The sequence below is a fragment of the Nocardioides sp. Z13_37 genome, from assembly GCF_058355585.1.
Genome location: NZ_JBZGDV010000005.1, coordinates 89,211 through 110,016, shown reverse-complemented (window position 1 = coordinate 110,016; position 20,806 = coordinate 89,211). Strand labels below are relative to the sequence as shown.

Sequence of the window (20,806 nt, the reverse complement as noted above, 5' to 3'; positions counted from 1 at the left end):
CCGGGCAACCGGATATCAGGCCGGTCGGGTCGCGACCAGGACGCCGATCTTGTCGATGCGGTGCTCGGGGTTGTCGAACTCGTCGGCCCAGTAGTTGCCCGCGGCGTGGTCCTCGGGCGTCGCGCAGGTGGACAGGGTGATCATCGCCTGGGTGGCCGCCTCGCCCGGCCGTCCGGGCACCTCGGCGCGCTGCGCGCGGAGCGAGGCCGGCTGCCGGAACGACGTCCAGCGGGTGCGGCGCACCTCGTAGACGAAGACGGTGTCGCCGGTGCGCACCAGGATCCGGTCGCCCCTGCGGAGCGACGGCGAGTCGCGCAGGGGAGCGGCGCCGGTGAGCCGGTGGCCGGTGACGAGGTAGTTGCCGACCTCGCCGGGCCCGGCGCCGCCGCGCGGCCCGCGCGGCGAGGCCATCTCGCCGGCGTTCTGCAGCTCGGTGCCGGGTCCGTCGTCGGGGGTGCCCCGGTAGCGCACGACCGGGAAGTCGCGCAGGCCGATGGCCGGGATGGTGACGAAGGAGCGCCGCGGCTCGGGCACCGCGTCGTCGGCCTCCGGCTCCGCCGTGGGCTCGCTGGGGGAGGCCGTGGGGGAGCCCGTGGGGGCGGTGGTGGGTGCCGGCTCCGGCGCGCTCGTCGTGGGCCGTTGTGGGGGTGCCTCGGTGGGTCGCTCGCCGCCGCGGCGCTCACCCTCGGCGGCGCACCCCGGGGCCGTCGCGACGACTGCGGCGGCGAGGAGGGCGAGGCGGCGTCCCGGCACGCGTCCACGGTACGCAGCGGGTGGTCGCTCTCACCCGAGGCGGACCGGCAGCTCCTCCACCCCGTGGACGATGGCGAGCTCGCTGAACCGCAGGTCGCGGGGGTCGCAGGCCAGCGCGAGGTCGGGGAAGCGCCTCGCCAGCCCGACGAGCGCGGTGCGCAGCTCGATGCGCGCCAGCTCCGCACCGACGCACCGGTGCACGCCGTGGCCGAAGGCGAGGGTGCCGGCGGCGGCGGTGGTGGGGTCGAAGCGCGCGGGGTCGACGTGCCGGGCCGGGTCGCGACCGGCGCCGGTGAGCGACACGATGACGATGTCGCCCGCGCGCACGACCTGCTCGCCGACCTGCACCTCGTGGCGGGCCACCCGCGGGAACGCGACCTGCACCGGGCACACGAAGCGGAGCAGCTCCTCCACGACGCGGTCGACCTCGGCGCGATCGCCGCGCTGCAGCGCCGCCCACGCGTCAGGGTGCTGGAGCAGCACCCAGGTGCCGAGGGAGAGCATGCTCGCGCTGGTCTCGTAGCCGCCGAGGAACACCCCGTCGGCCAGCCCGCCCAGCTCGACGTCGTCGAAGTCGGCGCCGTGGTCGGCGACCATCCGCGCGAGGATGCCGTCGGGCACGTGGGGCGAGCGGCGCTCGGCGGCCACCAGGTCGATGAGGAACTGCCGGGTGCCGGCGGCGGTGTCGAAGATCCCGCTGCCGCCGTCGCGCAGGTCGAAGCGCGCCGCTCCGCTGCGGCGGAACGACTCGCGGTCCACCTCCGGCATCCCGAGCAGGTCGCAGATGACGCCGAAGGGCACCGCGAAGCCGAAGCGGGAGACCAGGTCCACCTCGGGGCCGTGGGCGGCCATGTCGTCGAGGGCGGCCTCGACGACCCGGTCGACGTCGCCCTGCAGGTCGGCGAGGCGACGACGGGTGAAGTAGGGCGTGAGCACGTGCCGCAGGCGCTCGTGGTCGGGCGAGTCGGTCATGCCGAGCCCGCCGATCCGCTCGGCGGGCTCGCGGTCCTGGCGGCCGATGAGCCCGCGCACGTCGTTGGCGAAGGTCACGGAGTCGGCCAGCACCTCCCGCGCGACGTCGTAGCCGGTGACGAGCCAGACGCGGGTGCCGAGCAGGCTGGCCAGGCGTACGACGTCGCCGCGCGCCCGGCTGGCCTCGAGCCGGGGGACCGGGTGGACGCCGTGGCGCTCCAGCGGGAAGCGCACCCGGGCGGGCACCCGGCGGGCAGACGACAGCGCGAACCGAAGGGCGGTGGTGCGCAACCGGGGGGCCGACCGGGGCGGTGACGAGGGGGCCATGGGGTCCATGGGGTCCAGTCCACACTGTTTGGCGCTCGACTGCCATCCGGCATGACCCCGACGCGTCCCGGGGACCCCCTGGGGGACCGCACCGGGCAGGATGGGGCCATGGCCTACGACGCTGCCCCCGACAGGTACGACGGCACGACCGGGATGCACTACCGGGCGACGGGACGAAGCGGTCTCAAGCTGCCGGCCCTCTCGGTGGGGCTGTGGCAGAACTTCGGCACCGACCGCCCCGAGGAGACGCAGCGGGCGATCCTGCGACGGGCGTTCGACCGCGGCGTCACGCACTTCGACCTCGCCAACAACTACGGCCCGCCCTACGGTCGCGCGGAGGAGAACGTCGGCCGCTACCTCGCCGACGACTTCGCGCCCTACCGTGACGAGCTGATCATCTCCACCAAGGCCGGCTACGACATGTGGCCCGGCCCCTACGGCCAGGGCGGTGGCTCGCGGAAGTACCTCCTCGCCTCCCTCGACCAGTCGCTGGACAGGCTCGGACTCGACTACGTCGACATCTTCTACAGCCACCGCTTCGACCCCGAGACGCCGGTCGAGGAGACGATGATGGCGCTCGACGCCGCGGTGCGCTCGGGGCGGGCGCTCTACGTCGGCATCTCCTCCTACTCCGCGGCCCGCACGCGCGAGGCGGCGACCATCGCCCGTGAGCTCGGCACGCCGCTGCTGATCCACCAGCCGTCCTACTCGATGCTCAACCGCTGGATCGAGCAGCCGCGCGACGGCGACCGGAGCCTGCTCGACGAGCTCGGCGAGCAGGGGATGGGCTGCATCGCGTTCACCGCGCTGGCGCAGGGCCTGCTCACCGACCGCTACCTCGACGGCGTGCCCGACGACTCGCGTGCCGCCCGGGCCGGCTCCACCATCGCCGGCCTCGACGAGGAGACGCTCGGCAGGGTCCGCTCGCTCCATGCCATCGCCGAGGGACGGGGGCAGGAGCTCGCCCAGCTGGCGCTGCAGTGGGTGCTGCGCGACGAGCGCGTGACGAGCGCGGTGATCGGTGCCTCCAGCGTCGAACAGCTCGACACCAACCTCGACGCCCTCGACGGGCCGCCGCTGACCGACGCCGAGCTGGCCGAGATCGACCGCTACGCCGTCGACTCGGGCGTCAACCTGTGGGCCGGGCAGACCGAGCAGTGAGCGGGGAGGAGCGCCGCGTCGTGGTCGTGGGCGCCGACGGGGCCGGGATGTCGGCGGCGCACCAGGCGCTCCGCACCTCAGCTCGGCGGGGCGAGCGGCTCGCCGTCACGGTGCTCGACCGGGGCCACCACACCTCGTACAGCGCCTGCGGCATCCCGTACTGGATGTCGGGCGACGTGGCCAGCCAGCAGGCCCTGGTCGCCCGCTCCGCCGCGGAGCACGGGGAGGCGGGCATCGACCTGCGGCTCGGCGTCGAGGTGGTCGCGGCGGACCTGGCGGCCCGGACCGTGACGACCGCCGACGGCGACGAGCTCGGCTACGACGAGCTGGTCGTGGCCACCGGCGCCCCTGCCGTCGTGCCCGACTGGGCGCTCCGCCCCGACGGCACGACGTACGACGGGGTGGGCGTGGTGAAGACCCTCGACGACGGGGCCGCCTGGGTCGAGCGCTTCGCGTCCGCGGACGCGGGTGCGCACGTGGTCGTCGTCGGCGCGGGCTACGTCGGCGTGGAGGTCGCCGAGGCCGCGCTCGCCCGGGGGTTCGGCGTCACCGTGCTCACCCGCACGCGCGGCATGTCGATGCTGGAGGACGAGATGTCCGACCGGGTCGACACCGCCCTCGTCGCCGCCGGGGTCGAGCTCGTCCTGGGGGCCGAGGTGACCGGCCTCGAGGTGGACGGCGACCGGGTGACCGGGGTGCGCTGGGGGGGCGGCCGCCGCGAGGCCGACCTCGTGGTGGTGGCGATCGGCGTCCGGCCGGCGACCGACTTCCTGGCCGGCACCGGGATCGAGCTGTCGGAGGGCGGGGCGCTGCGTCCCGACCCGCACGGCCGCGTCGCCGACCACGTGTGGGCGGCCGGCGACTGCTGCGAGGTGCGCCGCCGGATCGACGACCAGTGGGTGTTCCGCCCGCTCGGCACCCACGCCGCCAAGATGGGACGCGCGCTCGGCGACAGCCTGGCCGGAGGCGGGCTGACCTTCGACGGCATGGTCGACACCTCGATCACCCGCTTCTCCGCCGGCGACGTGCACGTCGAGATCGCCCGCACCGGGCTGTCGCGGGCCGACGCCGAGGCGGCCGGGCACGACGTGGTGGCCCTGGTCACCGAGGGCACCACGGCCACCGGCTACATGCCGGAGGCCGAGCCGATCGCGATCTGGGTGATGGCCGACCGGTCGACGCGGCGACTGCTGGGCGTGCAGGTCGTCGGCGGCCACGGCGCCGGCAAGCGCATCGACACCGCGGCTGCCGTGCTGTGGGCGGGCGGGTCGGTCGACGACCTCGCGTGGATGGACCTGGCCTACTCGCCGCCGTTCGCCACCACGTGGGAGGTGCTGCAGATCGCGGCCCGGCGGGTGGCCGAACGGCTCTGAGCAACCCGGGCGCGGTCTCGCGCCCGGGTGGGCGAGGATGTCGCCATGCACCTCGAGTTCGTCACCCTCGCCGAGCGCCCCGCGCTCATGGAGACCTTCTGGGACATGGAGACCTCCTGGCCTGAGTTCATGAAGCACGACCCCATCGGCAACGCCTACTACGACTCGCTCGAGGAGTTCGCCGACTACGTCCTCGTGGTCCTCGACGACACCGGGCGGATGGTCGCCAAGGCGCACTCGGTGCCGTTCCGGCTGGACGAGGGCCACCTGCCCGACGCGGGCTGGGACCACGCGATCCGCAGCGGGCTGCTGACCAGGCTGCGCGGCGAGGAGCCCGACGCCGTCTCCGCGGTGGAGATCGCGATCGAGCCGGGCCTGCAGAGCACCGGGCTCTCCGGCAGGATCGTGGCCGCGCTGCGCGACAACGCCGGGCGGCTCGGGTTCCCCGAGCTGCTCGCCCCGGTGCGGCCCAACGGCAAGACCGACGTCCACGAGCCGATGGCCGACTACGCGTTCCGCACCCGCGACGACGGCCTGCCCGTCGACCCGTGGCTGCGCGTCCACGTGCGGGCCGGCGGTCGCATCGACCGGGTCGCCCCCCGCTCGATGGTCATCCCCGGCACGGTCGAGGAGTGGCGCGAGTGGACCGGGCTTGCGTTCGACACCACCGGCCCGGTCGTCGTCCCGGGCGCGCTGGCCCCGGTGATGTGCGACGCCGAGCACGGCACGGCGACCTACGTCGAGCCCAACGTCTGGGTCAGGCACCCGACGGGCGCCTGAGCGGGTCATGCGCCGTCGACGGCCTTGCGGACCTCGTTGACGCACAGGGCGATGAACGCCAGCGCGCAGAGGGCCATCAGCACGTTGGAGTGGAGCTTGTTGCGCCACTCGGCCGGCGTGCGGTCGGTGTTGAGCAGCCACAGCAGGGTGATCGCCAGGAACGGCATGAAGAACGCCCCGAGCACGCCGTAGGCGAGGATCAGCCAGACCGGCTTGCCGAGGAACATCGCCGCCATCGGCGGGAAGGTCAGCCAGAGGATGTAGACGCGGTACCACTTGCCGCCCGCGCGGGCCTCGGACGGATCGCCCTTGGTCACGTTGGTCATGAAGTCGGCGAACATCAGGCTGACGCCGTTCCACACGCCCACCAGCGACGACATCGCGGCGGCCCAGAAGCCGACGAGGAAGAGCTTGCCGGCCCACTGGCCGTAGCGATCCTGCAGCACGACGCCGAGGTCGACGAGGCCCTGATCGCCGCTCTCGATCGCGACGCTGGTGGAGTAGAGCAGCTCGGCGCCGACCACCAGCGTGGCGAGGACGAAGATGCCGGTGACGACGTAGGCGACGGCGTTGTCGATGCGCATCACCCGCATGTAGCGAGGGGTGGACCAGCCCTTCTCGCGCAGCCAGTAGCCGTAGGCGGCCAGCGTGATGGTGCCGCCGACGCCGCCGGCGAGGGCGAGGGTGTTGACGAGGCCGTCGTCGGGGATGCGAGGGGCGAGGCCGGTGAGCAGCTCGCCGAGGTTGGGCAGCGTCAGCAGGGCCGCGCCGACCATCGTCACGAACATGATCCCGACCAGGGCGGCGAGCACCTTCTCGAAGACGCTGTAGCGGCCCGTCCACACCAGCAGCAGGCCGAGGAGGCCCGACAGGATGCCCCACCACGTCGTGGTCAGCCCGCCGAGGAGCCCGGTGAGGGCCAGTCCGGTGCCGGCCATGGCGGCGGCGCCGTAGACGAAGCCCCAGATCACGATGTAGGGCGCGAAGTACCACGTCGTCCAGGCGCCGAGGGTGCGCCAGCCCTCGAAGATCGTGCGACCCGTCGCGAGCGAGTAGCGCCCCGCGCCCTCGACCAGGACAATCTTCATGACGCATCCCACGACGACGCACCACAGCAGGGTGTAGCCGAACTTCTGGCCCGCGATGAGCGTCGCCACCAGGTCGGCGGCACCGACGCCCGTCGCCGCGACGACGAGCCCCGGACCGATGATCTTCCAGCGGGGGACCGTCGACTGCTCCGCCGATCCGGTCGAGGTGGTGTCAGCCATGGACAGCACCATAACCGCGGTCTGGACCAGTGCGGCCGACGATCTGACGGCGTGACGTCACAGGTCGAGGAGGAGGACCCGGTGGTCCGACACCTCGGGCTGCGTGACGATCTCGAACGTGCGCACCGCTCCGGGGTCGGAGACGAGGAGGTAGCCGGCATGACGCACCGGTTTGGCGTAACGAGATGTCCGGGTGTCCGCGGAACCCACCAGATCGGTCAGTCCGAGGCCACCCAGGATGGCGAAGGTCTCGCTGTCCGGCAGGACGTTGAGGTCACCGCAGACGACGACGAGGTCGCCGGGCTCACGCACCGACTCGACGATCTCGGCCAGGCGCTCTGCCTGCGCGCGGCGGGCGGGGGTGTCGGCCTTGCCCGTGGCGTCGCGCAGTCCGTGCAGATGCCCGACGACGACCGCGCGTCCGTCCGGCGCTCGCAGTCGGGTCACCTGCGCCGCGCGCGGTCGGTCCGTGTGCGGCCACGCGTCCCCGTGGTCGGTGTAGCCGCCGTGCACGAAGGCCTCGTGGCTGGCCGTGCGGACCACCGATCGCCGGGTGAACATGGCGAGGCCGAAGTGCTGTCGGTGAGTGCCACCGTCGATGACCACCGGGCCGGTGTCGGACACCGTGAACCACGGCTCATGGTCGGGGAGCACCTCGGCGACGTCCTCGACGAGGTTGGCGCGCTGGGGGAGCGTTCGGTCCTGGTCCTCGAACCGGGTCCATCCCGACGCGCCGGGGGTCAGGGTGGCTTCCTGCAGGGCCACCACGTCGGCGTCCGCCTCCGGGAGGTAGGCCGTCAGGGCATCGCACATCGCGCCACCCCAGGCGTTCACGGACAGGATCCTCACGACGGCCATCCTCGTGCAGCGCAGGTCGCGTCGCACACGACTTTGCGCGGCGGTGGTGGCAGCACGTCGCCGACGTGGGTACGGTCAGCACAGCGTCGCGTGCTGGCGGCAGACCGTGCCGGGCATGGAGGCGTGCGAGTCGAAGGAAGGTGACGATCGTGTCGTTCACCTCTTCGCCCTCCCGTGACTGAGGGTGAGAAGTCCAGGCTGGTGGCCTGGAGTCGAGAGATGCGCCGGGTCCATGACCGACTGCGCGAGGCGCTGGCGGTGACGCGCGAGGCCGTTGCCGAGGGTGATCCCCCCGAGACGGCAACCCGCGACCTCCTGCTGTTCTGCCACGGATTCTGCACGGCCCTGACCCAGCACCACGAGGGCGAGGACCGGGAGCTGTTCCCCGCGATCGCCGCCGCCCACCCGCACCTGCGCGAGACGCTGCGCTACCTCCAGCAGGACCACTCGATGATCGCGCACCTGGTGGTGGGCCTGCAGCAGGCGGTCGACCGGCGTGCCAGCCCATCGGAGCTCGACCGCCACCTCGAGGGCGTCGCCGCCATCATGGAGTCTCACTTCGGCTACGAGGAACGCCGGCTCCTGTCGGTTCTCGACACCCTCGAGCTCCACGCAGAGGTGCGCACCGTCCTCGGCCCCCTGTGAGGATCGGGCACCTGCCTGGGCGCTCGCGGGGCTGACCATGGGGCCGGCTCTCGTGGGGGCGCGATCCGGACCCCGTGCGTGCCGGTGGCCCCGCTACCGGGTGGGTGGCGGGGTGTGGGGCGGGGTCATGGTCGGCGCGGGCGCGGGATGCCGGGTGGGTCCGGCTCGTCGGTCCGGGTGGTGCCGGTGGGGTCGCGGCGGTAGCGGTGGCCGTGGGGCTGGTCCACTCGAACGTGCCGGGCGCGGTGGTCTCGTAGCGCCAGGCGGTGTGGGTCTTGATGCGGTGGTGGGACCGGCACAACGCGGCGAGGTTGTCGCTCTGGGTCGGGCGCGCTGCGGTCGGCCTTCGGCGGCGGCGTCCTGGTCGTAGGCAACGACGTGGTCGATGTAGCAGCGCCGGGCGGGGCGGGTGCACCACGGGAACACACCCGTGCGGTCCCGCAGGACGATCCGCTCACGGATCCGGTCAGGGATCTCGTAGGCCGCGATGTGCAGGCTGGCGTTGAGGTCGATGACCGGGCTGGCGGTGACCTTGGGGGGCGAGCAGGCACACCACTGCTTGATGTGGTCGAGCAACACCAGCCGCTGCCCTTCCACCACCCGAGCAGCCCCACTAGGACAGTCCCGTCCCCGCTGGGACACCCGGATCCGGGTGGTTGAGCGGGGTCGTGACCGCTCGAGGACGCCCGGTCGGGCCGAACCCCGTGGTCAGGTCGTCATGGTCGGCGGGGCAGCGGGACGCTCGGCGGATCGGGTGGTGGAGTCAGCGCGGTTGTGCCGCTGGGGTCGCGGCGGCGGCGGTGGCCGAGCAGGGCCACTAGGACCGTCTCGTCCCCGCTGGGACACCCGGATCCGGGTGGTTGAGCGTAGACGTGCCCGCTCGAGGACCCCCGGTCAGCGCGAACGCGGCGAGGGGCGCAGAGCCGCGGTCCCGATCGCCTGCCAGCGCCGCCGGGGCGCCTCGCCGATATCCATGCGACGCCGCGGCGGGTCGCTTGCGACAATCCTCCCGTGGGTCACGTGGATGTCGCCGGAGTGCGCTACGAGCTGCCGGACGGGCGGGTGCTGCTCGACGACGTCAGCTTCCGCGTCGGCGACGGGCAGAAGGTCGCGCTGGTCGGTGCCAACGGCGCCGGCAAGACGACGCTGCTGCGCATCGTCACCGGTGACCTCAAGCCGCACGCCGGTGTCGTGACGCGGTCGGGCGGCCTGGGGGTGATGCGCCAGTTCGTCGGTCACGGGGGTGCCGACGAGACCGTCGCCGACCTCCTGCTCTCGGTGGCCCCGGCAGACGTACGCCGGTGGTCGCAGGAGGTCGCGGCGCAGGAGCTCCGGCTGATGGACGACGACAGCGAGCCGGTGCAGATGGCGTACGCCGAGGCGCTGGGCCACTACGGCGACGTCGGTGGCTACGACCTCGAGGTGGTGTGGGACAAGGTCACGACAGCGGCGATGGGGATGCCCTACGACCGCGCGAAGTACCGCGCCCTCACCACGCTGTCGGGCGGTGAGCAGAAGCGGCTGGTGCTGGAGTACCTCCTGCAGGGGCCCGACCAGGTGCTGCTGCTCGACGAGCCGGACAACTACCTCGACGTGCCCGGCAAGATCTGGCTCGAGGAGCGGATCCGCGAGTCGCCCAAGACCATCCTGTTCATCAGCCACGACCGCGAGCTGCTCGCCAACACCGCGACGCGCATCGTCACCGTCGAGCTCGGCAGCGCGGGCAACCTGGTGTGGACGCACCCGGGCGGGTTCGCCACCTACCACCAGGCCCGCGAGGAGCGCTTCGAGCGGTTCGAGGAGCTGCGCCGCCGCTGGGACGAGGAGTACGCCAAGCTGCGCGCGCAGATGCTGATGTACAAGCAGAAGGCGGCCTACAACTCCGACATGGCCAGCCGCTACCAGGCGGCCCAGACCCGGCTCAAGAAGTTCGAGGACGCCGGACCGCCCACCGAGCAGCCGCGCGAGCAGCAGGTGAAGATGCGCCTCAAGGGCGGGCGCACGGGCAAGCGCGCGGTGGTGTGCACTGGCCTCGAGCTGACCAACCTGATGAAGCCCTTCGACCTCGAGGTCTGGTACGGCGAGCGGGTGGCCGTGCTGGGCTCCAACGGGTCCGGCAAGTCGCACTTCCTGCGCCTCCTCGCCGCCGGCGGCAGCGACCCCGACATCGAGCACCAGCCGGTCGGCGTGCCTCCGGCGCCGGTCGAGCACACCGGCAGCGCCAAGCTGGGCGCGCGGGTGCGGCCGGGCTGGTTCGTGCAGACCCACGAGCACCCCGAGCTGGTCGGGCGCACGCTGCTGGAGGTCCTGCACCGCGGCGACGACCACCGCGACGGGATGGGGCGCGAGGCCGCGAGCCGGGTGCTCGACCGCTACGAGCTCGCGCACGCCGGCGAGCAGCGGTTCGAGTCGCTCAGCGGCGGGCAGCAGGCGCGCTTCCAGATCCTGCTCCTCGAGCTGTCGGGTGCCACCCTGCTGCTGCTCGACGAGCCCACCGACAACCTCGACGTCCAGTCGGCCGAGGCCCTCGAGGCCGGGCTCGAGGCGTTCGACGGCACGGTGCTGGCGGTGACGCACGACCGCTGGTTCGCGCGCGGCTTCGACCGTTTCCTCGTCTACGGCGCCGACGGCGAGGTCTACGAGTCGGACGGACCCGTCTGGGACGAGGGTCGCGTGGCCCGCTCGCGATGACGCCCGACATCGTTGCCGTCGACCCGTCCGACGGCGCCGCCTTCGCTGCCTGGCACCACGTCTACGACACCTCGGCACGGCACGAGCTGGGCGACGTGGCGACGCCGTGGCGGTTGGAGGAGCTGCGGGCGGCGATGCAGGACGGCGGCCGCCACAGCTGGTCGGGCGCCTGGTCGGCGCTCGTGGACGGGCGGGTGGTGGGTGCGGGGTGGATGCGCACCCCGCTGCTCGACAACCACGAGCTGGCCGAGCTCGACGTCCACGTGCTGCCCACCCACCGGCGCCGGGGGGTCGGGTCGGCCCTCCTCGCCCGGCTCGAGGACGAGGCCCGCGCCCGGCGGCGGCGCGTGCTCACCGCGCTGGCCTCGTGGCGCCACGACGCCGGTCCGGACGGTGACGGCCGGCCCGGCCCGGCCTTCGCGCGGGCGCGCGGCTACGACCTCGCCCTCACCGAGGTGCAGCGCGAGCTGCGGCTCCCGGTCGCCGACGACCTGCTCGCCGGGCTCGCGGACGACGCCGCCCGCGCCCACGCGTCGTACACCCTGCGGTCGTGGACCGGCCCGGTGCCCGACGACCTCCTGCGGGGCTGGGCGGAGATCACGTCGACGCTGGCGACCGAGGCCCCCACCGGCGACCTCGAGCTCGAGCCGGAGGCGGTCAGCACCGAGGCGGTCCGCGAGCGGGAGGCCACGGTCGAGCGGCAGGGGCGCACGAAGCACAACACCGTCGCGCTGTCCGAGGCGGGGGAGGTGGTCGCCTACACCGACCTGGCCACGACGGTCCACGAGCCCGGCCGGGCCTACCAGTGGGGCACCCTCGTGCGCAGGGAGCACCGCGGCCACCGCCTCGGCGTCGCGGTGAAGGTGGCCAACCTGCGCCTCCTCCAGCGCGAGCGCCCCGACATCGTCCGGCTCACCACCTACAACGCCGAGGTCAACCGGCACATGATCGAGGTCAACGAGGCCCTCGGCTTCCGGCCGGTCGCACGACTGGGCGACTTCCAGAAGAAGCTGGCCTGACGCCCACCGCATCGGTCCCGCGCGCGGCGGGTACGGGGATGCAGAGGCAAGGAGGCCTACGCATGAGCGACTCCAGCGACGCAGGAACCGGGCGGCCCGAGGGCGAGGAGCCCGTCGGTGCCGAGATCGGCATGACCGACGAGCCCAACACCTTCGAGCCCGAGGAGGACGCGGAGGAGGATCCCACCCCGGACTCCCCCGAGGACGCCGAGGGCTCCGAGGGGGCCGGCGCCTGACGTCCCGTGCTTCCCTGACCGGATGACCACGCGCCGCGGCCTCTTCGTCGCGCCCTTCGACGCCCTGGCCGACCCGCGGGTGGTCGGCGACCTCGCCGCCGACGCCGAGGCGGCGGGCTGGGACGGGTTCTTCGTCTGGGACCACCTGCAGTACGGCGACCGGGTGGCCGCGATCGCCGATCCGTGGACGTGCTGCGCCGCGATCGCCCTGCGCACCGAGCGGCTGCTGCTCGGGCCCATGGTGACGCCGCTGCCCCGCCGCCGTCCGCAGGTGCTCGCGCGCCAGGCGGCGAGCCTGTCGGTCCTCTCGGGCGAGCGCCTCGTGCTCGGCCTGGGACTGGGGGACGACTGGGTGGGGGAGTTCAGCGACTTCGGCGACGAGCCCGACCCCAGGGTGCGCGGCCGGATGCTCGACGAGGGCCTCGGCGTCCTGACCGGTCTGCTCGCCGGGGAGCCCGTCGACCACGTGGGGGAGCACTACAGCGCGCGCCGGGCCCGGTTCCGGCCGGCGCCGCGGGTGCCGATCTGGCTGGCCGGTCGCTTCGGCAACCGGGCCCCGCTGCGGCGGGCGGCGTCGTACGACGGCTTCTTCGTCATCGGCCTCGACGACCCGGGCGACCTCGACACCGTCGCGGGCGACCTGGCGGGGCACGACCCGGCGCCGGGCTTCGACCTGGTCGTCGACCTCCGCACCGACCAGGACCCCGCTCCGTGGCTGGACCGCGGCGCGTCGTGGGTGCTCACCCGGGTCGGTCCCTACCGCCTCGACCTCGACGAGGTACGCCGCGTGGTGCGGGCCGGACCCCGCTAGCGAGGGGTGCCCCTGATCGCCGAGCGGTGCTAGCGTCCGAGGATGCCGGCTCGCCGCCGCTCGCTCCGCCTGCTGACCGTCCCGGTCCTGGCGCTGGTGCTCGCGGCCACCGCCCTGCCCGCGGCCACCGTCCCTGCGCCCGCCCCGGCGCCCCTGCCCGAGTCGGTCACCGTCACGGACGGCAGCACCTCGCCGCCGGCGGTGGACATCTCGCGGGTGCGGCTCGACGCGAGCTGGTACTGGGACTCCGAGCAGTACGTGCGGATCACCGTGCCGCGCGGGTTCCGCGCCGGCCACCACCTCACGGTGTGGTTCGACGTCGACGGGGACGCCGAGCCCGAGGGGCACTTCGACCTGCGGCTGCGCAAGCGGCCCGGCCCCGGGAAGCGCACCCGGCTCCGCGCCGAGCAGGCCTTCCGGGTCGGCGGCGGCTGGACCGGCGCCGGCCGGCGGGTGCGCTGCAGCGGCTCCGAGGACTCCGCGCCGGTGACCACCCCGGTCCGCTCCGGCGTCCGCACCCTCACCCTGGCTCTCGACCTGTGGTGGTGCCTCAAGGCGCCGAGCCCGCCCGGCGACGGGCCGTCCGGCGCCTGGCGGACCGCGGTGCGGCTGGCCGAGGGCGGCAGGAGCGACACCGCGCCCAGCCGCCGCAGGTGGAGCCCGCCGGTGCTCGGGTGGGGACCCTGCGACCCCGCCGGCGGCTCGTGCGACTGACCCCGACCCGCTCACGCCTAGGGGGGAGGCAACGTCTGTCCCGGGTCGCGCAGGATGAGGCGCGTGCTGAGTCCCACCGCCCGCGTCCGCGTCACGGACGTCGCGGTGCCCGACCACCTGCTGCTCGGCCCCGACACGCACGGCGTCACGGCGTACGCCGGCGAGGTGGCCGCCGCCGCGCGGGCCCGGGTGGTGCGCGACGTCCGTGACCTCGCGCCCGGCTCGCCGGTTCACCTGCACCTGACCGACCGGCTCTTCGGTCGCGAGCCGGCCCGCGCGGCGGCCGTGGTGCAGCAGCTCGCGCGGCAGGTGCGCCTGACGGTGACGCTCCACGACGTCCCGCAGCCCACCGACGGGCCGGTCTTCGCGGCCCGCGCGGCGGCCTACGGGCGGATCGTGCGGGCCAGCCGCGCGTGGGCGACCAACTCCTGGCACGAGCACGCGCTCGTCGACCGCTGGAGCGCCGCCGGCGCCCGCGGCACGGTCATCCCGCTGCCGGTCCGCGCCGCCCCTCGGGGGGCGGGGGAGGGCCCGGCGGTCGTGGCGGAGCCGGTGGTCGGCGTCTTCGGCTTCGTCTACCCCGGCAAGGGCCACCGCCAGGTGGTGCGGGCCGTGGCGGCGCTGCGCCGCGCCGGCACGCCGGCCTCGGTGCGGGTGCTGGGCGACGCCGCGCCGGGCCACGCCGACGAGCTCGACTCGCTGGTGCGCACGAGCCGGGCCCGCGGCGTCCCCGTCGAGGTCGCCGGCCGGGTCCCCGACGACGAGCTGGTGGAGGCACTGCGGGCGGTGGCGGTCGGCGTCACGGCCCATCGCAACGTGTCGGCCTCGGCCAGCCTCAACTCCTGGATCGCCGCGGGCCGGCGGCCCCTGGTCCGCGACGGGGCCTACGCCCGGGAGATGGCCGCACTCCGCCCCGGCACGATCACCCTGTTCGACGACTCCACCCTCGTGCCGTGCCTCGACGCCGCCCTCCGCCACCCGACGTCGACGTGGACCGCACCCGCCCTCGACCTCGGCCCGCACCTCGCGGACACCGTCGCGGCCTACCGCGCGTGGTGGGCCTCGGTGCGATGACCGCGCCGCCCTTCGGCACCAGCGTGCCGGGCAACCGCTGGGACCTCGCGCCCTCCGGGGCGCCGCGACGGACGGTGTCGGTCGTGGTCACCCACTTCGAGCAGGAGCAGGCGCTCGCGCGCACCCTCGCCGCCCTGGCCCGGCAGACCCGGCCGCCCGACGAGGTGGTGGTCGCCGACGACGGGTCGCGGCAGGCCCCGGTCGTCCCGCCGGGCGTGCGTCTGGTCCGCCAGTACGACGACGGCTTCCGGGCTGCCGCCGCGCGCAACCTCGGGGTGGCAGCCATGACCGGCGACGTGCTGGTGCTGCTCGACGCCGACACCACGCCCGAGCCGGGGTTCGTCGAACGGATGGCCGCCCTCCCCGAGGCGCTCCCGGAGGCGCTGGTGGTCGGGCGGCGGCGGCACGCCGACCTGTCCGGCGTCGCGCCCGACGAGCCCGTCGAGGTGGCCGGCCCTGCCCGCGAGCTGGCGGAGCCGGCCTGGCTGCGCAGGGCGTACGCCTCCACCCGCGACCTGCTCGGCGCCGACGCGAGCAGCCACCGCTTCGTGATCAGCGCCGTCCTGGCGTGCACCCGGTGGTGGTGGGACGAGCTGGGCGGCTTCGACGAGACGTTCCGCGCCTACGGCGGCGAGGACTGGGACTTCGCCCACCGCTCGTGGACCGCAGGCGGGCTGCTGGCCCACCGGCCCGACGCCGTGGCGTGGCACGACGGCCCGGACGCCGGCGCACGGCCCCGCGACCCCGATGCCCACCTCGCCGAGACGGCGGCCGTGGCCGACCGGACGTCGGTGCCCGGCACGACGTGGCGCGGCCTGCTGCGCGGTCCGGCGGACCTCGTCGTGACCTGCGACCCCGGCCTCGGCGCCACGGAGCTGTTGGTGAGCGTCGACTCGCTGCTGGCGGCGCTCCCGCGCGCCGTCGTACGCCTCGGCGCCGCGCACCGGGCCCTCGTGGGCGACGACCCGAGGGTCGTGGCTGCCGAGGACGACCTGCCCCCGTCGGCACGGCTCCACCTCGAGGTGCGCCGCGGTCTCCACGGCGACGCCGCGGCGTGGGCGGCCCTGCTCGACGGCCTCGACGGCAGCACCGGCTCGCGCGTGCTCGCGGACGGGTGCGCCGAGGTGCACGACCTCCGGCTGCTGCGCCGGGCCGGCCGGTGGGGGCGGCCGGACCTCGCCCCACCGGGAGCCCCGCTCACCACGTCGCTGCACCCGTGGGCCGGCGACGCGACGCTGGAGGCGTGGCTGGGCGGGTGGGCCGGCGCGCCGGACCCGGCCTAGGGTCCGACGCACCGACGCCCGCCTCAGCTGGTCGGCACGCCGCCCTCCGGCGGGCTGTCGTCGGCCTGGCCCGAGTCGTCGGTGGTGATCTCCGCGTCGCCTATGTCGGTCACCAGCACGTCGGTGAGCGGCTCGCCCACGCCGCCCTTCAGCTCGACCAGCCGCATGCCGGCGATGCCCATGTGGCTGTCGGCGCTGTAGCGGAACGGCGCGAGCTGCGGGCCCTCCCACTCGGCGCCGCCGTCCTCGATCGCCGCCACCAGGCCGTCGCGGGTCAGGTCCTCGCCGGCCGCCTCGAGGGCCTGGACGAAGGCGTAGGCCTGGGACATGCCGTAGATGCGGTAGTTGGTCAGCTCGCCCTTGCCGCCGTGCTCGTCCCACACCTCCTGCCACAGCTGCACCCAGGGGTCGTCGGCGCTGTCGACGCCGGGGATGTACTCGCTCGTCATCACCCCGTCCAGGGCGCCGGAGTCACCGGTGACGGCGCCCTCGGAGAAGCGCTCGAGCAGCGAGCCGACCAGGGCCGGGTCGGAGCCGATGTTGGCGTAGAACCACTGCGGGGTGAAGCCGGTCTTGAGCGCCACCAGCTGGCTCAGCGCCGTGTAGGAGGGCGTGTTGAAGGCGAGCACCAGGTCCACGCCCTCGGCCTGCAGGCCGGTGATCTGCGGGGCGACGTCGGTGTTGCCGGAGGTGTAGCGCTCGACCGCGACGATCTGGTCGTCGATGAACTGGCGCACGCCCTTCTCGGCGTCCTCGCCGAGGTCGTCGTCCTGCAGGAACAGGCCCACCTTGGCGTCGGGCATGTTCTCGGCGACCCACTGGCCGATGATCTTGCCCTCGGACTCGTAGTCGGGCTGCCAGCCGAAGGTCAGCGGCCGCTCCTCGACGTCGTCGCCCCACTGGAGCGAGCCGGAGGAGACCATCAGCTGCGGCACCCCCTCGTCGTTGAGGTAGTCGGCGACCGAGGCCTGCGTCGGGGTGCCCAGCGAGCCGACCGTCGCGAAGACCTCGTCCTGCAGGACCAGCTCGTTGGTCACGGTGCTGGTGTTGGTGGGGTTGTAGGCGTCGTCCTTGACGATGTAGTCGATCGTCCGGCCGTGCACGCCGCCGGCCTCGTTGACGTAGTCGAAGTAGGCCTTCGCGCCGGTGGGGATCTCCGCGTAGCCCGGCGCCGCCACACCGGTCAGGGGGAAGGTCGCGCCGATCGTGACCGAGTCGTCGGTGACGCCGGGGTCGGCGGCGGCCCCGCCTCCGTCCCCGTCCCCGCCGTCGGAGTCGTCGCGCCCGCCGGCGCCACACGCCCCGAGGACGAGCGAGGTCGCCAGCGCGACGGCCAGGGGTCCTGCGACCCGGAAGTGTCTGCTCATGCTGCTGTTCCCTTCGATGAGGTGGTGCGTTGGGTGCTGCGTCGTCGCGCGAGGGCGCCGCGGAGGGAGCCGACGATCCCGGCGGGGGCGAGGAGGATGACCGCCACCGTGACCAGTCCGTAGACCAGCGGGGCCAGCTCGGCCGCGCGGATGTCGCTGAGCCCGGCCCCGCGACCGAGGTCGGTGACCACGCCGGGCAGGAAGGTCAGGAGTCCCGCCCCGAGCAGGGCCCCGGTCAGGCTGCCGAGGCCGCCCAGCACGATCGCCGCGAGCAGGGTGAGGCTCAGGGTCAGGGTGAACGCGCTCGGAGCGGCGAGCTTGACGGTGAAGGCCACGATGGCGCCGGCCGCCCCCGCCGCGGCCGCGCTGACCATGAACGCCGAGACCCGCGCGCGTCCGAGGTCGATGCCGGCGAGCGCGGCGGCGACCTCCGCGTCGCGCACGGCCCGCCACCGGCGCCCGGTGCGCCCGGCGCCGAGGTTGGCCAGCAGCAGGTAGACCACGATCAGCGTCAGCCACCCGACGTACGCCGTGAAGCGGGAGCGGGTGAGCTCCTGGCCGGTGACGAAGAACGCGAGGTCGAGCACCCACACCGGGATCTCGGGCATCACCACGCGCAGCCCCTGCTCGCCACCGAGGGTCTGCTTGAAGTAGAGCGCGATGCCCGGGACGGCGACCGCGAGCGCGAGGGTGGCCCCGGCGAGGTAGGGCCCGTGCAGGCGCGCGGCTGCCAGCCCGACCACGGTGCCGACTCCGAGTGTGGTGAGGACGGCGGCCACGACGACGACGCTCAGCGGCACCCCCGAGTCGCGCTCGGGAAGCAGCAGCGCGGCCGTGTAGGCGCCGACCGCCATCAGCGCGCCGTGCCCGAGCGAGAGCTGTCCGTTGGTGCCGGTGAGCACCGTCAGCCCGCCGGCCGCGATGCCGAGGTAGGCCATGGCCGCGAGCTGGGTGTTGCGGTAGTCCGAGACGCTCTCGAGGACCACCACCAGCACCACGAGCGCGGCCAGGGTGAGCACGAGGTGCCGGCCGAGGGTGGACCGCCAGATCGCCGCCGCCCGGGCGCGCATCAGACCCGACGCTCCGGCGCCTGGGCGAACAGGCCGCCGGGTCGCAGCGTGAGCACCAGCATGAGGATCGCCAGGGCCGCCAGCGGGACGAGCTGCGAGCCGACGTAGCCGCTGACGAAGCTGAGCGACACGCCCAGCACCAGCCCGCCGATCACCGACCCGAGCGGGCTGTCCAGCCCGCCGAGGACGGCCGCGACGAAGCCGAACACCACGACCGAGTCCATGTAGGAGGGGTGGACCAGGCTGCCGCCGGCGATGAGGAGGCCGGCGAGCGAGCCGACCACCGCCGCGAGCGCCCAGCCGAGGGTGAGCATGTGCCCGACCCGGACCCCGAGCAGCCGCGCCACCTCCTGGTCGAGGGCGGCGGCACGCATCCGCAGGCCCACGTCGGTGAACCGGAAGAGCGCGACCAGCGCGACCAGGACGACCGCGACCGAGACGATCGTGAAGACGCCGAAGCCGTTGAGCGCGATGGTCGTCCCGCCCACCTCGAAGCCGCGCAGCCCGAACGGCGCCGGGAACGACCGGTAGCGGTTGCCGAAGACGACGCCCGCCACGGCGTGCAGCACGATGAACAGCCCGAGCGTCAGGATGACTGCGTTGATCTCCGGCCCGCCCTCCGCCGGGCGGATCACCACCCGCTCGAGGACCGCGCCCAGGACCAGGCCCGACACCAGGGCGGCCGCGAACCCCAGCCAGTAGCTGTAGCCCGCGTCGATGACCACGAGGGCCACGAAGGTGGTCACCATCGCCATCGGCGCCTGGGCGAAGTTGACGACGCGGGTCGAGCGCCAGATCAGCACCAGCGCCAGGGCGAAGGCCGCGTAGACCATGCCCAGCGTCAGGCCGGTCAGGGCGGTGTTGACGAGCTGCAGCACAGGGTCTCCCGACTCAGAATCCGAGGTAGGCGTGGCGGAGCTTCTCGTCGCCGGCGAGCTGGTCGGCGGGAGCGTCGGCGACCACGCGGCCGAGGCTGAGCACGACCCCCCGGTCGGCCACCGACAGGGCGCTGCGCGCGTTCTGCTCCACGAGCAGGACGCTGAGGCCCTCGGAGCGGACCAGGTCGCGGACCAGGCCGAAGAGCTGGGCCACGATGCGGGGCGCCAGCCCCAGCGACGGCTCGTCGAGCAGCAGCATCGTGGGCCGCGCCATCAGCGCCCGCCCGACGACGAGCATCTGCCGCTCGCCCCCGGACAGCGTCGTGGACAGCGCGGCGCGTCGGTCGCCGAGGACGGGGAAGAGGTCGTAGACGCGGTCGAGGTCGCCGCGGCGGACCTTGCCCCCGCGGCCGAGCCCGCCGAGGCGCAGGTTCTCCTCGACGGTCAGCTCGGTGATGACGCCGCGGCCCTCGGGCACGTGGGCCATGCCGAGCCCGGGCATCCGCTCGGCCGGCAGCCGGTCGAGGGGGCGCCCGGCGAGCTCGACCGTGCCGGAGCGGGCGCGGTGCAGCCCGGACACGGTGCGCAGGAGCGTGGTCTTGCCGGCGCCGTTGGCGCCGAGCACCGCGGTCACCTCGCCCTCGTGGGCCGTGAACGTGACGTCGTCGAGCGCCGTGATCGGGCCGTAGCCCGCGCAGAGCGAGGTGATGGCGAGCATCAGCCGACCTCCTCCCCGAGGTAGGCCGCGAGGACGGCCGGGTCCTCGCGCACCTGCTCGGGCGTCCCCTGGGCGATGACGCGGCCGAAGTCCAGCACCGTGATGCGCGTGCAGACCTGCATCACCAGGTCCATGTGGTGCTCGACGAGCAGCACGGAGGTCGTCTCCGCGAGCGAGGTCACCAGCTCGCCGAGCTCGTCCATCTCGGCCGCGGACAGCCCGCTCGCCGGCTCGTCGAGGAGCAGCACCTCGGGGGTGGCGACGAGCGCGCGGGCGAGGGCGACGCGCTTGCGCACGGGGTAGGGCAGGCTCGGCGGGTAGCGGTCGGCGTACGCCGCGACGCCGAGGTCGTCGAGCGCCGCACGGGAGCGATCGCGCAACGCCCGCTCGTCGCGGCCCGCCCCGGGCAGCGCGAGCAGCGAGCCGAGGAAGCCGGAGCGGGCGTGGTGGTCGGCGCCGACCATGACGTTGTCCAGCACCGTCATCCGGTCGAAGAGCCCGAGCCCCTGCAGGGTGCGGGCCATGCCGAGCCCGGGGAGGTCGCGGGGGCGCAGCCGGTCGATCCGCTCGCCGCGCCGCACCACCTCGCCGCTGTCGGGCTGCACGAAGCCGCACGCCACGTTGAACAGCGTCGTCTTGCCCGCCCCGTTGGGGCCGATCACGCCGTGCACCTGGCGCGCGCCGACCGCGAGGCTGACGTCGCGGAGCGCGGTGAGCCCGCCGAAGGTGACGGTGACGTCGTTCAGCTGGAGCTCGTCCACGTGCGACTCGACCCCTCCCGGTCCGGGACATGACGTAGACCACTGTC

The 20,806-nt window shown here is 74.2% G+C and carries 20 protein-coding genes; 11 read left to right on the top strand and 9 right to left on the bottom strand.

Annotated elements, in window-relative coordinates; translation table 11 throughout:
- Positions 1-15 precede the first annotated feature (15 nt).
- Positions 16-753 (bottom strand): sortase domain-containing protein, encoded by a 738-nt coding sequence (locus tag AC4H2S_RS13355; protein ID WP_491497478.1) that lies wholly within the window; start codon positions 751-753, stop codon positions 16-18.
- Between the two features lie 30 nt (positions 754-783).
- Positions 784-2,061, bottom strand: coding sequence for a cytochrome P450 (locus AC4H2S_RS13350; RefSeq protein ID WP_491497477.1), 1,278 nt, complete (start codon positions 2,059-2,061; stop codon positions 784-786).
- A 99-nt stretch (positions 2,062-2,160) separates the two neighbouring features.
- On the opposite strand from AC4H2S_RS13350, the gene mgrA reads away from it, so the two are divergent.
- The 3 genes from mgrA to AC4H2S_RS13335 are packed head-to-tail and all read left to right on the top strand — an operon-like array spanning position 2,161 to position 5,366.
- On the top strand, positions 2,161-3,213 hold the full coding sequence (gene mgrA, locus AC4H2S_RS13345; RefSeq protein WP_491497476.1) for an L-glyceraldehyde 3-phosphate reductase: 1,053 nt from the start codon (positions 2,161-2,163) through the stop codon (positions 3,211-3,213).
- Positions 3,210-4,586: an FAD-dependent oxidoreductase gene (locus AC4H2S_RS13340; RefSeq protein ID WP_491497475.1), complete on the top strand. Its 1,377-nt coding sequence runs from the start codon at positions 3,210-3,212 to the stop codon at positions 4,584-4,586. Before mgrA ends, AC4H2S_RS13340 begins: the two co-directional genes overlap by 4 nt.
- A gap of 45 nt (positions 4,587-4,631) precedes the next feature.
- Positions 4,632-5,366, top strand: coding sequence for an N-acetyltransferase (locus tag AC4H2S_RS13335; protein ID WP_491497474.1), 735 nt, complete (start codon positions 4,632-4,634; stop codon positions 5,364-5,366).
- Between the two features lie 5 nt (positions 5,367-5,371).
- Here the strand turns inward: AC4H2S_RS13335 and AC4H2S_RS13330 are convergent, their stop codons facing one another.
- Positions 5,372-6,634: an Nramp family divalent metal transporter gene (locus tag AC4H2S_RS13330; protein WP_491497473.1), complete on the bottom strand. Its 1,263-nt coding sequence runs from the start codon at positions 6,632-6,634 to the stop codon at positions 5,372-5,374.
- Positions 6,635-6,691: 57 nt separating this feature from the next.
- Positions 6,692-7,492 carry an endonuclease/exonuclease/phosphatase family protein gene (locus AC4H2S_RS13325; RefSeq protein WP_491497472.1) on the bottom strand — a complete coding sequence of 267 codons (801 nt, stop codon included), beginning with the start codon at positions 7,490-7,492 and terminating at the stop codon, positions 6,692-6,694.
- Positions 7,493-7,711: 219 nt separating this feature from the next.
- Here AC4H2S_RS13325 and AC4H2S_RS13320 point away from each other — a divergent pair, with 219 nt between their 5' ends.
- The 8 genes from AC4H2S_RS13320 (at position 7,712) to AC4H2S_RS13285 (ending at position 15,965) form a co-directional block, all read left to right on the top strand.
- A complete protein-coding gene (locus AC4H2S_RS13320; RefSeq protein WP_491497471.1) occupies positions 7,712-8,137 on the top strand; it encodes a hemerythrin domain-containing protein in 426 nt (141 codons plus the stop codon).
- A 1,011-nt stretch (positions 8,138-9,148) separates the two neighbouring features.
- Positions 9,149-10,828: an ABC-F family ATP-binding cassette domain-containing protein gene (locus tag AC4H2S_RS13315; protein WP_491497470.1), complete on the top strand. Its 1,680-nt coding sequence runs from the start codon at positions 9,149-9,151 to the stop codon at positions 10,826-10,828.
- Positions 10,825-11,847 carry a GNAT family N-acetyltransferase gene (locus tag AC4H2S_RS13310; protein WP_491497469.1) on the top strand — a complete coding sequence of 341 codons (1,023 nt, stop codon included), beginning with the start codon at positions 10,825-10,827 and terminating at the stop codon, positions 11,845-11,847. Before AC4H2S_RS13315 ends, AC4H2S_RS13310 begins: the two co-directional genes overlap by 4 nt.
- Before the next feature lie 62 nt (positions 11,848-11,909).
- Positions 11,910-12,083, top strand: coding sequence for a hypothetical protein (locus tag AC4H2S_RS13305; RefSeq protein ID WP_491497468.1), 174 nt, complete (start codon positions 11,910-11,912; stop codon positions 12,081-12,083).
- A gap of 22 nt (positions 12,084-12,105) precedes the next feature.
- Positions 12,106-12,894 carry an LLM class flavin-dependent oxidoreductase gene (locus AC4H2S_RS13300; RefSeq protein ID WP_491497467.1) on the top strand — a complete coding sequence of 263 codons (789 nt, stop codon included), beginning with the start codon at positions 12,106-12,108 and terminating at the stop codon, positions 12,892-12,894.
- Positions 12,895-12,936: 42 nt separating this feature from the next.
- A complete protein-coding gene (locus AC4H2S_RS13295) occupies positions 12,937-13,608 on the top strand; it encodes a hypothetical protein (protein ID WP_491497466.1) in 672 nt (223 codons plus the stop codon).
- 63 nt (positions 13,609-13,671) lie between these two features.
- Positions 13,672-14,682 (top strand): glycosyltransferase family protein, encoded by a 1,011-nt coding sequence (locus AC4H2S_RS13290; RefSeq protein ID WP_491497465.1) that lies wholly within the window; start codon positions 13,672-13,674, stop codon positions 14,680-14,682.
- A complete protein-coding gene (locus AC4H2S_RS13285; protein ID WP_491497464.1) occupies positions 14,679-15,965 on the top strand; it encodes a glycosyltransferase in 1,287 nt (428 codons plus the stop codon). The genes AC4H2S_RS13290 and AC4H2S_RS13285 overlap by 4 nt, the downstream gene beginning before the upstream one ends.
- Before the next feature lie 23 nt (positions 15,966-15,988).
- Here the strand turns inward: AC4H2S_RS13285 and AC4H2S_RS13280 are convergent, their stop codons facing one another.
- Genes AC4H2S_RS13280 through AC4H2S_RS13260 form a run of 5 tightly spaced genes read right to left on the bottom strand, consistent with a single transcriptional unit; the run spans position 15,989 to position 20,759 of the window.
- Positions 15,989-17,332 (bottom strand): ABC transporter substrate-binding protein, encoded by a 1,344-nt coding sequence (locus AC4H2S_RS13280; protein ID WP_491497463.1) that lies wholly within the window; start codon positions 17,330-17,332, stop codon positions 15,989-15,991.
- The gene (locus AC4H2S_RS13275) at positions 17,329-18,402 is read right to left on the bottom strand and encodes a branched-chain amino acid ABC transporter permease (RefSeq protein WP_491497462.1); all 1,074 of its coding nucleotides are present in this window, start codon (positions 18,400-18,402) and stop codon (positions 17,329-17,331) included. The genes AC4H2S_RS13280 and AC4H2S_RS13275 overlap by 4 nt, the downstream gene beginning before the upstream one ends.
- On the bottom strand, positions 18,402-19,280 hold the full coding sequence (locus tag AC4H2S_RS13270; RefSeq protein ID WP_491497461.1) for a branched-chain amino acid ABC transporter permease: 879 nt from the start codon (positions 19,278-19,280) through the stop codon (positions 18,402-18,404). The genes AC4H2S_RS13275 and AC4H2S_RS13270 overlap by 1 nt, the downstream gene beginning before the upstream one ends.
- A 13-nt stretch (positions 19,281-19,293) precedes the next feature.
- Complete coding sequence (locus AC4H2S_RS13265) at positions 19,294-19,998, bottom strand: ABC transporter ATP-binding protein (RefSeq protein ID WP_491497460.1); 705 nt, start codon at positions 19,996-19,998, stop codon at positions 19,294-19,296.
- On the bottom strand, positions 19,998-20,759 hold the full coding sequence (locus AC4H2S_RS13260; RefSeq protein WP_491497459.1) for an ABC transporter ATP-binding protein: 762 nt from the start codon (positions 20,757-20,759) through the stop codon (positions 19,998-20,000). Before AC4H2S_RS13260 ends, AC4H2S_RS13265 begins: the two co-directional genes overlap by 1 nt.
- Between the last annotated feature and the right edge of the window lie 47 nt (positions 20,760-20,806).

Bases quoted from the DNA above. Each gene is read 5' to 3' on its own strand.
- AC4H2S_RS13350 (WP_491497477.1), bottom strand. From the start codon at position 2,061: ATGGACCCCATGGCCCCCTCGTCACCGCCCCGGTCGGCCCCCCGGTTG.
- mgrA (WP_491497476.1), top strand. From the start codon at position 2,161: ATGGCCTACGACGCTGCCCCCGACAGGTACGACGGCACGACCGGGATG.
- AC4H2S_RS13335 (WP_491497474.1), top strand. From the start codon at position 4,632: ATGCACCTCGAGTTCGTCACCCTCGCCGAGCGCCCCGCGCTCATGGAG.
- AC4H2S_RS13330 (WP_491497473.1), bottom strand. From the start codon at position 6,634: ATGGCTGACACCACCTCGACCGGATCGGCGGAGCAGTCGACGGTCCCC.
- AC4H2S_RS13325 (WP_491497472.1), bottom strand. From the start codon at position 7,492: ATGGCCGTCGTGAGGATCCTGTCCGTGAACGCCTGGGGTGGCGCGATG.
- AC4H2S_RS13320 (WP_491497471.1), top strand. From the start codon at position 7,712: ATGCGCCGGGTCCATGACCGACTGCGCGAGGCGCTGGCGGTGACGCGC.
- AC4H2S_RS13310 (WP_491497469.1), top strand. From the start codon at position 10,825: ATGACGCCCGACATCGTTGCCGTCGACCCGTCCGACGGCGCCGCCTTC.
- AC4H2S_RS13305 (WP_491497468.1), top strand. From the start codon at position 11,910: ATGAGCGACTCCAGCGACGCAGGAACCGGGCGGCCCGAGGGCGAGGAG.
- AC4H2S_RS13300 (WP_491497467.1), top strand. From the start codon at position 12,106: ATGACCACGCGCCGCGGCCTCTTCGTCGCGCCCTTCGACGCCCTGGCC.
- AC4H2S_RS13295 (WP_491497466.1), top strand. From the start codon at position 12,937: ATGCCGGCTCGCCGCCGCTCGCTCCGCCTGCTGACCGTCCCGGTCCTG.
- AC4H2S_RS13285 (WP_491497464.1), top strand. From the start codon at position 14,679: ATGACCGCGCCGCCCTTCGGCACCAGCGTGCCGGGCAACCGCTGGGAC.
- AC4H2S_RS13280 (WP_491497463.1), bottom strand. From the start codon at position 17,332: ATGAGCAGACACTTCCGGGTCGCAGGACCCCTGGCCGTCGCGCTGGCG.
- AC4H2S_RS13275 (WP_491497462.1), bottom strand. From the start codon at position 18,402: ATGCGCGCCCGGGCGGCGGCGATCTGGCGGTCCACCCTCGGCCGGCAC.
- AC4H2S_RS13265 (WP_491497460.1), bottom strand. From the start codon at position 19,998: ATGCTCGCCATCACCTCGCTCTGCGCGGGCTACGGCCCGATCACGGCG.